We start from the raw sequence: 11,402 nt of genomic DNA, 5'->3' as shown, positions 1-11,402 counted from the left end.
GCGGCGAGACGCTCTTGTCCCACTCGGCATTGGCCGGGAGCTTCGAGACCAGGCTGGCGCCCATGACGAGCCCTTCCAGCGCGGTCTGCACCGCATGGCGGTAGCCCAAGACCTCCTTGCCGCCGGGTGCGCTCAGGCGCGACGTCAGGCGCTCCAGATTGCCGGCGAGATCGCCGATGCCGATTTCTCCGGCGCCTACCTTGTCGAGCAGCGGACCGAGAAGCGCCTTGACGTCGGCCTTAAACTGATCGCGCACCTCGGGGCTGTCTGACCCGTAAAACTGGTTGGCCATCGCCTGGATGGTCGGGTTGAACAGGTGGGTGATATTGTTGGGAACGGTGCTGCCGAATTCGGAAGCGGCAACCTTTTTCAAACCGTCGAGGTCGATCTTGAGATCGGGGAACAGGCTCCCGCCGAGCCCGAGCGACTGGTCGAAATCCACAACCGGCAGGATGGAGCCGAGCCCCTTCAGTTCCCGCTCGGTCTTGTTGCCGGCCAGTCCCATGCGGATCAGGCCATCGAGCGCCGTCGTCGGATCGGAGATCGTCGGCAGCACGTTCTTGTCGAAGAATTCGGCATAGGTCTTGTCGGCAATCGCCGAGCGCTGCTTTACGAAATCGTCGGGAAGCACCATGGAATAGAAGCCGAGGGCGGCATTATATTCCTTGAGAATGGTGGTGACGTCCTTGCCGGATTTGAGACCGTCATTCAGCAGGCCGCCATTGACGATGTCGCGCTCAAAGGCATCCTCGACCTTCGTACGCAGGTCCTTCATCTTCTCGTCACGCGTTATCGTGTCGTTGATGATCTCGGAAGCGTCCTTGTTCGTATCGGCCGGCGCCACGCGATAACCGGAGAAGATCAGCTTGAAGGCCTTCAGCGCCTTCTCCGTCATCAGCGAGTTGACGTCGGGGTCCGAGCCCAGGATGGCGATCGACTTGTCGAGATCCTTCAGGATCTCCTGGTCGTTGTAGATGCCGCGCTGGTTGTCGCCGAGGCTGTCCTTGTATTTGCCGAAGGTCGCCTTGGTCTGAAGCAGATCGAGATACATGATCAGTTTCTGCTCGGCAGTGTAATTGTGAGGGTTTTTGACGACGTCGATGCTCTCGAAGGATTTGTCCTTGTCCTTCAGCCCTTCCATGAAGCCCTGATTGATCTCGCTCATGAAATCGGAATTGAACAGGAGATCGATGACCGGCTGGATCGGCGCGGTAGGGCGGGACGTGCCATTCGACGTGGCGGCCAGCGAAACGAACTTCGGACTGCTCGTCTGCGCCGATATAGAGGAGAAAATCGTCAGGGCTGCCGTCGTGGTCCCGTCAGAGGCAAAAGGCGATGCCTTCTTGACCGTGGTGCTCGTGGTTTTGCCCTGGCTCGTGGAATTTTCGGACTTTGGATCGGAATTGGCGTTTAGCCGGAGAAATGAAACCGTATCGATATCCGAAGATGCTGGTGCGATCGATGACATGCGTTCCCTTTGATTTTCTTTTTCCGCTTTTCGCGGATGACGTCGTTTACCTTACGTTAGGCATAAGATCGACCTTTGCGTGATAATTCAAGCCCGATCGCGACATCGCGGTTGCATAAAATGCAGCGGCCTCGCGCCTGGAGATCAAAAATCACATTTTTACCGAGGGGTCGCAGGGTATTTCCCAGGCTGTGGCGGTCCTCGTTGCCGCCCCTCTGCCTCTACCAGATGAATGACGGGTCTGGCCCAAATTCGAGATGCACGGACTCGCCGGTGTAGCGTTCAAGCTTCTCGTTCAGCTGCTTTTCCATCTTGTCGAGCTTCTTCACGCCATTGGCCATATCCCACAGACCAAGCGCCAGCCCGACGGCCGAGGCAACGAGGCCGGTGACCAGTCCGGCCGCGGCAAGGCCGGTTTTGGCGGCGCTGCTGAAGATGGTCACGACTTCCGGCGCCACCGTTCCGAGTCCGGAAAAGGCACGGGACATGGCATTGGTCAGATAAAGCATCGCCTCGGAGAAACCGATCAGCGCGTTGCCGGTACCGGCAATGCCGCCGATTATTTCGAGCGCGCCCTTGGCGCGGTCGCCGGCCTTCATCGACCGCGACGCCGAATAGAAGCCGAGGCCGGCCATGGCGAGGCCGCCGGCCGCGCCGAGGATCTTGCCTGCCGCTTCCATCGTCTTCGGCGAGAAGTTCATCGAGATCCCCTTGCCCCAGCTGCCAGGCTGATTGCCGAAGGCGCTGAACGGTTTGCCGGCAACGTCGAGGTTCTTGCCGAGACCTTCCATCGTCATGCCGACGATCTGTGTCGCCGAGCCGACCGCAGCGGCGATATCGGCCGGCGTCCACTTGCCGCCGACACCGAGGCCGCGCGCCACCAGCACGCTCGACATGCTGAGCATCTGGACGGCATGGACGAGGCCGGCCTTGTACACTTCGGCATCGATACCGGCGGGCGTGCGGGTCTGGCGCGGCAGATCGAGCGAATCCTTGAAGGAGGCGAGCGCATCGTCGAGCTTCATACCGCCGCGCACCATCCGCAGAACGCCGTCGACGTCGCGCGCTATATCCTGCGCCAGGTTCTGTTTCAGCGTTTCGCCGCCATCGGCCGGGCCGTTTTTGCTGATGAAATCCTCGGCGAACGTAGTTGCCAACTGGCTGATGGCGTCATTCGTCGCCCCGGGCTCGAAGGTGTCATCCGGCCCCGACAGCAGCGGCTCGAGATCGACACCCTGGCCGTCGCCGATATAATGTTCCTTGACGATATTGGCGAAGGTGACGTTCGCGGCGTCGAGATGCGCATCGATATAATCCTGGGGCAGGAGATCGACGAGGGTGTTGAGTTCGGAATAATAATCCTTCAGGGCATCTTCGAAGCTCTTGCCGGCGCTCAGCGCCCGGTCGATCGCCTTGCCGCCGCCGATGTCGATCAGATAGGCGTCCTCGATGTTGGTGAGCAGATCGGAATTCTCCGGTCGCTGCAGATATTCCTTCATGCCGCTCGCGAAGATATCCGAGAGATGCTGCTGCGTCGCCGGATCGGCCGTCAGCTTTTCGATCCGCGCATCGAGGTCCTTGCCGACGCGCTCGCCATCGGGCACGCTGTCGCCATACTGGTTCATATAGCCATTGAACTGCTGTTTGATCTCGATGAGATCGTAGAGCAGCGTCGCCTTCTGTTCCGGCGTCAGCTGGTCGAGGTGGTCCATGTTGTCGGGCGCGACGAAATCCCGGTTCACGTCCTTCACGGCGTCGCCGAGAATGCCGTATTTGAGTTCGTCGAGCTTCTTCAGCGTCGGCTCATAGACGGTCGACGGAGCGTAGCCGCGCAGCACCTTGCTTTCCAGGATGTCGTTCTCGTCGATCGGGCGCTCCACGACCGGCTCGATGGCATCCGAGCCCGACATGACAAGGTCCATCTTCTTGAGGCTGGATGTCAGATAGTCGCTGTCGATATAGGGCAGATCGAGACTTTGGATGGTCTTGCTCCAGCCATTGTCCTTGGTGGCGAACATGCGCTCGGCGATCCAGGCGTCGCCCCCGCTGCCGGCGAAGAAGCGCCCGCCGTCTGAGCCGTTGGCGGCAATGCCCTTGCCGGCCAGCCCGGTGCCGATCATGATTGCCGCCATGACGTCGTTGAACGAATAGCTGGCGAGATTGCTGGAGGGCAGCGGCGAGACGCTCTTGTCCCACTCGGCATTGGCCGGCAACTTCGAGACCAGGCTGGCGCCCATGACGAGCCCTTCGAGCGCGGTCTGCACCGCGTGGCGGTAACCCCAGACTTCCTTGCCGCCGGGAGCCGCCAACTGCGACGTCAGGCGCTCCAGAAGGCCGCCAAGATCAGCCTGACTGACCTCTCCGGCACCGACCTTGTCGAGCAGCGGACCGAGAAGCGCCTTGACGTCGGCCTTGAACTGATCGCGCACCTCGGGGCTGTCTCCCCCGTAAAGCTGGTTGGCCATCGCCTGGATGGTCGGGTTGAACAGGTGGGTGATATTGTTGGGCACGGTGCTGCCGAATTCGGAAGCGGCAACCTTCTTCAAGCCGTCCAGGTCGATCTTGAGATCGTTGCCCGGGTCGGTTTCGGGCGTGCTCACCTTTGCATCGACCAGGATCGCGGTGGCGCCGCTTTTGCTCTGGGTAAACCCGTCGAAGCCCCGCGCAGCGGAGATGTCGAGTGCCTGCCCGTTACCGCTCGGCGCGATCTTTCGTATTTCGCCGGCGTCGATGGTTTTTGTCGATGCAGAACGGCCAGTCACGTCTTTCTGGCCGAGGTCCACGACCAGGGTTTCGACCTCTTTCGATCCGCTGCCAACACGTTCCAACATGATTTCGTCACTCCTGATCGACGGCCGCACCCTGAACGGAGGCCCGGAAAGCCTCGTTAGGTCAGAAGCCGGAGAACCGACTACGATCCATTCGAGTTCGGATGTCAGACGCGACGCGATCATCCCCTCGGGAACCGTTCCCCCATAACGGATGCCCGCGTCAAAACCTTCGGCGACCATATCGATGAAGCGATCCTCGACGCTGACTTCGACCTCGACATCTGGGTAGCTCTTGCGAAAACTGTGCAGTCGAGGAGCGATCAGCAGCTCGGCGGCGTCACGCAGGGTGGTCACTCTCACTCTGCCCGTAGGCCCGCTCCTGAAACTGTCTAGGAGATCCATCGCAGCTTGAATGCCGAGGAAACGGGGCTCCAGTTCGGCAAGCAGCACTTCGCCGGCGGCGGTGAGACTGATGCTCCTGCTTGTCCGATGAAACAGACGGACGCCCAGACGGGCCTCCAAACCCCTGATCGAGTGGCTGAGGGCAGACCCGGAAACGCCGCGAAGCGCGGCGGCCTTTCGGAACCCCCCCCGCACGCGCGATCGCGACGAAAGTTTCAAGGTCGGCCAGATCGGCCCGCGTTGATACCATGAGTTATGGATACTCGCACTTGTACTGAAAAAGATCGCCCTTGCCGGCGCCGACCTTGCTTCAGGCCGGCCGGCACCTTCAATCCTTATTTAACTGGCCCTGTATTTGGTATGTGATGGCCGAGGAAGCAGTCAAAAATTTGACCTAGTGATCCATGTTGGATCCTGCGAAGGACGGCGGAGATGGCCCGGTCGCTGAAAAACGAAAACGTCCGGGATTAGATCGTCATGCAATGAAGATCTTCGTGTCCACAGCCACGAGAGACGGCACCGGTTGGTTCCGCGAGGCGGTCTAACAGTCCCGGAGGTTCTAGTTCTGAGCTCTCGAAAACGCGGGCTACCAGTCCTGCCGGGTTGGATGGACGACAATGTCGTTGATCGTGATCTCCGGGGGCTGGTCTAGTGCATAGACCACGGCTTCAGCCACCGACGACGGCGGAATACCCTGCTTGTTGAGCTCTCCGGCGATCTTTCTGCCCGTCTCGTCATGAACCTTGTCGGCCTAGCCGGTATCGATCACGCCAGGGCTGATCATAGACACTTGGATCCCGCTACCCACGCCCACCTCCTTCCTGAGGCTTTCGGTAATACCGCGTATGAAGAACTTCGTGGCTCCGTAAACCCCTGCCGCCTCGCCGACATGAACGCCGGCGATAGAGCTCATATTCAGGATGCGGCCGGACCGGCGCTCCAACATCGACGGCAGCACCGCGGCGATCGCATGCAGATAGCCACGCAGATTGGTATCGATCATCTTGTTCCAATCGCCGACCGCGGCATCCTTCCAATAGGAAAAGAGCATGAGGCCGGCATTGTTGACCAATATATCGACCGGGCCGTACGTCGTTGTGGCGAACGCGACGAGGGCCTTGGTACTCTCAAAATCCGTGGCATCAGCAACCTTGTAGCTGGCAATACCTCCCGAACCGGTGTTGTCTTCGACGATCTGACTGAGGCGTTCCTCATTGCGGCCGGCAAGGACGACGCGCGCACCTTTTTCCGCCAATCCTCTGGCGGTCGCCGCTCCAATGCCCGAGGAAGCCCCTGTGACGATGGCGACCTTGTTTTTCAGATGTGACATGACGTGCTCCTTCACTGCGGTTGGGTCAATTCGGCTTGCCGCGCGGCTTTGACGGGCTCGGGGGTCGTCCGGTTTTCCAACACCTGGCGCTTGGTTTCCTGATCTCCGCCGACGATATGGTCGATGCCGTTCATGAGAGCCTCGAACCCCTGCTGGGCGACGAGCGTCTTGTCGTTTTTTTGTTGGCCACCGAGCTTCGTACCGCCCATTCCAGCGTTCGCGTGGAAGTCGCTGTTGGTGGCGCCCGGAAGGAGTGCCGTCACCGTGACCCCGGTCGAGCGCAACTCCTCGCGCAGAGATTCCGCGAACATGTAACCGAATGCCTTCGACGGGCCGTAAACGGTTTCGTATGGCGTGGGCAGGGTCGCCGAAACCGAGGAGGTGATGAGAATCCTGCCGCGGCCGTTCTTGACCATATGTTGGACGACGCGTTTGGCCATATGGACGGTCCCGGTTACATTGATCGCAAGCAGGCGAAGCTCATCCTCGAGATCGTTATCGACAAAGGCGCCGCCAATACCGATACCGACGTTCAGAGCCGCGGCTTCCAAGGGGCGCCCCAGCCCCTGCGTAAAGGTCCAGAACCTCTCGACGCCATCGTACGTCGAGGCATCCGCTTTGAACGGATATGCTTCGGCATCAAGGCTTCGTAGCGCATCGGCGGCCTCGTTCACCTTGTCGCTTGAGCCTGAAATGGCGACATCGAATCCATTCTTGGCGAATTGTTTGGCAAGCTCGAAGCCTATTCCAGATGAGCCGCCCGTGATCATTGCGAGTGGTTTATTCCCTGTCATGATTTCACTCCTTTGGTTTGGTCAGCACCACGATCGTCTCGAGGCGCTGGTGACCAAATGCCCGTGGAGCCGATTGGTTACATGAGCAAAATTGATCGGGGCGGCGAGTGAAAATCATCCACCGATCTGGCAGGGACCAGGAGTGCGTTACCTTTTTGGTCCCGTCCGCGGTCGAACTGGCCAGGCATTCCCTACGTCACGAAGGCCCTTGAGTGAACACGGCTCATCGGTGCGTGCGATCCCGCTCACTTCAAGTAGCCGTCGCGCTACCCTATTCTTATAGTGCGATCGAACGGTCGTTCGCAGCCCGCGGATATGATCCGACGACCCAAGCGCCCGAGTAGCGTTGATGGACTTCTCTGCGCTGGTGCCATCGGCCGGCACGCTTCTCGGAGAAAAATTCCACGGCGACGGCTTGTCCGGCACACCTTCCAGCGGTGACGGTCCAATGACGGGAAAGACAAAAAATGAGCGAGAGAATGAACAGCGTCGTTGCTCCTGGCCGCGTTGCGGTCATCACGGGAGCTGCGAAGGGCATCGGCTTGGCAATCGCGAGGGCTCTCGCGGCCCGCGGCATGAAGCTCGCGCTGCTGGATCTCGACGCCGACGCACTTGAGGATGTTACTTCGACACTCGACACGGACATCCTGATCGTGAGCGGCGACGTATCAGATTTGTCGGCACTGACCAGGTTGCGGGACGAAACGATTTCGCGGTTTGGCGACGTGGCCGTCCTAGTAAACAACGCGGGCATAACGCAAGGAGCCGGCCCTTGGGACAATCCTGCAAAGTGGCGACGCCAGATCGATGTAAACTTCGGAGGTGTTCTGGCCGCGCAACACGTCTTCGTGCCCTACATGATCGAAGCCGGTCGCCAGTCGGCCGTTGTCAACCTCGGCTCCAAGGAAGGTATTACGACTCCTCCAGGTAACGCCGCATATTCGGTGGCAAAGGCAGCTGTCAAAGTCCTGACCGAACAGCTGTCGCACGAGCTTCTGAAGGAGACGGGAGGTCGTGTTTCGGCTCATCTCCTCGTCCCTGGCTACACGTGGACACCCATGAACATCGCACTCAAGCCGCAGGGCATTGCGAAACCCGATGAGGCATGGACCGCAGAGCAACTGGTGGAATACTTCCTGGTCCGTCTGCTCGACGAGAATTTTTACATCATCTGTCCGGATAACGCGGTTACGTCTGCGATCGATGCCAGAAGGATCCGCTGGGCGGCCGACGACATGATCCTGAACCGGCCGGCGCTTTCACGCTGGCACCCCGACTGGATGGATAAATTCGCAGCCTGGTTGAAGTCAGGTCACTGACGGTGGAATGTTTGTAGAGGAGAGTAATCCAATGCCCAGACCCTATGTAATCTGTCACATGATGTCGCCGCTGGATGGCCGATTGATCGTCAATGATTGGGCCGAGGCAACCGGCCATTCGGTCGATGAGCTCGTGAAGATCTATGACGGCCTGCATGAGAAGATCGGTGCCGACGCCTGGCTTTCGGGAAGAGCGACGGGAGAAGAGTTCGCGGACGCCGTCGACCGCCCCTATCAAGCAACCGGCACAGCCGCGCGACCGATCCATATCGCCAACCCGGACGCCGGCGAGTTCGCTGTCATCGTGGATAAGGACGGTCGGCTACGCTGGGACAAGAGCGACATTGAGGGAGCTCACCTTGTGGTCCTGACAGGATCTGACGTGGATGATGCTTACCTGGCGGGCCTCACCCAGGCTGGCGTTTCCTATATCGTCTCGGAGAAAGATGGCGTCGATCTGAAAAACGCGCTTGACCTTCTTGGAACCGAGTTCGGTGTGAAGCGCTTGATGCTGGAAGGCGGGGCGCAAACCAATGGCCATTTCTTGAAGGCGGGTCTTGTTGACGAGGTCAGCCTGGTCATCTTCCCTGCGATCGGAGGCAAGTCGAATACACCGGCCATATTCGAGGGCGGCGAGGATGGGCTTGCCGGCAGGGCGAGGCTCACGTTTATCAGCGCCGAAGCCGCTGGCCTCGGCTCCGTGCATCTGAGATATCGCGTTGGACGTCCATAAGAGACGTCCATAGGAGAAGATTGTGGAAGGGCTCCCTCCTGCCGTCGTCGAAATGATCGTCGAGGAGCAGGGCGCGATACTCCTGAGCAAGCAACCTTGTTTCGAGATCATCGCGCAGCGCAGAGAGCCGGAAGAACTGGCGTAGTCTGCCCGTGGTGTCTCTCCGATTAGGCGGTGTGATGAACGGTATGTGACGCCGACATTAATGCCCGCGGCGGTGACCGCGATATGAGCGTCAAGGCGTTGCTCGAGTGCAGCTCGACAAACAAACAAGGTGAGACGCGTATTGCCGCACGTAACGATGCTCCCCACAAAAATGTCGGGCCTACTACACCTGCTGTCAGGTTTGTCAGGTGCGCGCCATGGTGCTGTTCCGCCCGACTTCCTACCGCGCTCTCGTGGAAGTCCTTGAAGCATAGGCACAAGATTCCTTCTGAGGCTCGATCCGGCCAGAGTGGCATGAGTCTTGAAACTTTCTCGTCGCGCGGCGGCAGCTGTCTTCTCCCGAGAAAGCGCGCGAGTCAAAGTCGAATTGCAGGTGAACGCATGGTGACGCAGTAGAACTTTGTGGATGCGGTTCGACCCGGGGAGAACAAAACTCCGGGCAGAGGTTTGGGAGGGTTGTTTGTCTGTGTCTGACAAAATTGCGATCTTCGGTATGGCGAGCGTTTTTTCGGTCACCCATGCGCTATTCGCAGTCGCTCAAGAGGCCAGGGCCGTGACTAACCCCCTGGCCTATATGCTGCAACCTATCACAAAATCCCAGGGGATGCTGAAAACCTTCGAACAAAGCCGGGAGACATTTCCGGGCGAGGTTCTGCTCGATATGAACGCTACCTATCTCGACCGACAGATCTACAATCCGGCCACGGCGCGCTACGACCACGTTAAACTGCGCGGCTATCAAGACGCCCGCCAGACCGGCTTATCCGGTGCCGACACGCCATTGGTTGGACCGACCATCGATCTACGGCCCGGTCAGACGGTGCGGGTAACGCTTCACAACCTGTTCCCTCAGGATTCCACCTGCGGCATCGGCGGTGGCAGTGCCAATACCCCCCATTGCTTCAACGGTACCAACCTGCATTCGCACGGTCTCTGGGTAAATCCGTCTGGCAATGGCGATAATGTGCTGATCTCAATCCGTCCCGGCGTTTCGTTCCAATATGAATACAACATCGCCGTTGAGCATCCCGCCGGCACCTTCTGGTATCACCCACACCTACACGGATCAACCGCATTGCAGGTGTCGAGTGGCATGTCCGGGGCGTTGATCATCCGTGGCGATCGCATGCCGACACCGACCGAGACTGGCGATATCGACCGCCTATTGAAGCAGCCGGGCGGCTCCGATATCGCCGAACGGGTTTTGGTGCTACAGCAGATTCAATATGCTTGCACCGATAACAATGGCGACATCACTTATGATTGCCAGCCAGGACAGGTGGGCGGCATCGAAAGCTACGATCAGTTCGGACCTGGCAGTTGGCCGGCTTCGGGCCGCTTCACCAGCGTCAACGGCCAGGTGCTTGGTCAGTTGGCATCAGCGGAGGCTGGCTCGGTCGAGCGGTGGCGGATGATACACGCCGGGGTTCGCGACACCATCAATTTCGAAATCCGGCGCAAGACCGGGACGACCGCGTTCCGCACGCTTGCGGCAGCGGACACCGACAGATGGATCGATCAGAATTGCGGCAAGGATACTATCCCGTATGGGGTGGTGGCCCAGGACGGGCTGACAATGGCGCAGGTGCAGATGCGGCAGCAAGCGATCCTGCAACCGGGCTACCGCGTTGACGCGCTGGTGGTGTTGCCAGGAGCGGGTGACTACTGCATCATCGATGGCGCCGCACCGGCAGCGGCCAGCGTCAACCAGGAGGCTCCAAGCCGACGGCTTCTCGGCATAGTCACTGCAGTAGGCGGCCATGCCGTCAATGGCGAGATCGGCACCTATCTGCAGGATTGGCTGATTTCGGCGGCTGAGCGCACGATGTCACAGAATGTCGCCGGCAAGGTTATCGATGACCTCAAGAACGAGATGTCGCTCTCAAGCTTTATTCCCCATCCGGACATCGACGCGGGCGAGGTCACCGGCGAGCAGCAACTGGTGTTTAACATCGATGTGAAACAGCCGGGTGCCACCTTCTTCGAGGTTGACGGCAAACCTTATGATCCCAACCGCATCGACCGGACGTTGCCGCTGAGCGGAGTCGACGAATGGACGCTCCGCTCGGATTTCGTCAGCCACCCATTCCATATCCATGTCAATCCGTTTCAGATCATCAAAATTGTCGATGCGGCCGGCAACGATGTCAGCGCGCTTGGCGCCGATGACGACGGCGATCCGCAATATCCAGGCTTGAAAAATGTCTGGAAGGACACGCTGTGGATCAAGAATCCCGGCACCGATCCGTCGGCGCGCTACACGATCACCGTGCGGACGCACTACCAGCGCTATATCGGCGAGTTCGTTCTGCATTGCCACATCCTCGATCATGAGGACCAGGGCATGATGCAGAACATCAGGATCACCCTGCCGGACGGCCAGGGTGGCACCGTTTCCGGCCATCATTAGGGCGTCGATC

Annotated in this window: 8 protein-coding genes and 2 pseudogenes; 5 read left to right on the top strand and 5 right to left on the bottom strand. The window is 59.4% G+C overall.

Annotation, left to right across the window (positions count from 1 at the left end; all coding sequences use genetic code 11):
- Positions 1-1,165, bottom strand: a pseudogene (locus CO655_RS27290) (hypothetical protein); the annotation flags it as partial.
- Positions 1,166-1,190: 25 nt separating this feature from the next.
- Between CO655_RS27290 and CO655_RS34475 the strand changes: the two are divergent.
- A complete protein-coding gene (locus CO655_RS34475) occupies positions 1,191-1,481 on the top strand; it encodes a hypothetical protein (protein ID WP_004672580.1) in 291 nt (96 codons plus the stop codon).
- Positions 1,482-1,689: 208 nt separating this feature from the next.
- Here the strand turns inward: CO655_RS34475 and CO655_RS27285 are convergent, their stop codons facing one another.
- From CO655_RS27285 to CO655_RS27275, 4 genes and pseudogenes are all read right to left on the bottom strand, one after another.
- On the bottom strand, positions 1,690-4,593 hold the full coding sequence (locus CO655_RS27285; protein WP_312883027.1) for a LysR substrate-binding domain-containing protein: 2,904 nt from the start codon (positions 4,591-4,593) through the stop codon (positions 1,690-1,692).
- Between the two features lie 156 nt (positions 4,594-4,749).
- Positions 4,750-4,836 (bottom strand): annotated as a pseudogene (locus CO655_RS34790) (hypothetical protein); the annotation flags it as partial.
- A 556-nt stretch (positions 4,837-5,392) separates the two neighbouring features.
- Complete coding sequence (locus CO655_RS27280) at positions 5,393-5,971, bottom strand: SDR family oxidoreductase (protein WP_245423926.1); 579 nt, start codon at positions 5,969-5,971, stop codon at positions 5,393-5,395.
- 11 nt (positions 5,972-5,982) lie between these two features.
- Positions 5,983-6,765 (bottom strand): SDR family NAD(P)-dependent oxidoreductase, encoded by a 783-nt coding sequence (locus CO655_RS27275; RefSeq protein WP_170967852.1) that lies wholly within the window; start codon positions 6,763-6,765, stop codon positions 5,983-5,985.
- 467 nt (positions 6,766-7,232) lie between these two features.
- Between CO655_RS27275 and CO655_RS27270 the strand changes: the two genes are divergently transcribed.
- From CO655_RS27270 to CO655_RS27260, 4 genes are all read left to right on the top strand, one after another.
- On the top strand, positions 7,233-8,084 hold the full coding sequence (locus CO655_RS27270) for an SDR family NAD(P)-dependent oxidoreductase (protein WP_009991591.1): 852 nt from the start codon (positions 7,233-7,235) through the stop codon (positions 8,082-8,084).
- A gap of 31 nt (positions 8,085-8,115) precedes the next feature.
- Entirely contained in the window at positions 8,116-8,817 is a 702-nt protein-coding gene (locus CO655_RS27265) for a RibD family protein (protein ID WP_004674381.1), read from the top strand.
- A 22-nt stretch (positions 8,818-8,839) separates the two neighbouring features.
- On the top strand, positions 8,840-8,962 hold the full coding sequence (locus tag CO655_RS34710; protein WP_009982859.1) for a hypothetical protein: 123 nt from the start codon (positions 8,840-8,842) through the stop codon (positions 8,960-8,962).
- Between the two features lie 480 nt (positions 8,963-9,442).
- Positions 9,443-11,392: a multicopper oxidase domain-containing protein gene (locus CO655_RS27260; protein WP_016737399.1), complete on the top strand. Its 1,950-nt coding sequence runs from the start codon at positions 9,443-9,445 to the stop codon at positions 11,390-11,392.
- Positions 11,393-11,402: the final 10 nt, after the last annotated feature.

The sequence above is a fragment of the Rhizobium sp. M1 genome, assembly GCF_002531805.1.
Classification (GTDB): Bacteria; Pseudomonadota; Alphaproteobacteria; order Rhizobiales; family Rhizobiaceae; genus Rhizobium; species Rhizobium etli_C.
The sequence above is the reverse complement of the archived record's forward strand: the minus strand, read 5'-3'. Positions and strand labels throughout refer to the sequence as shown.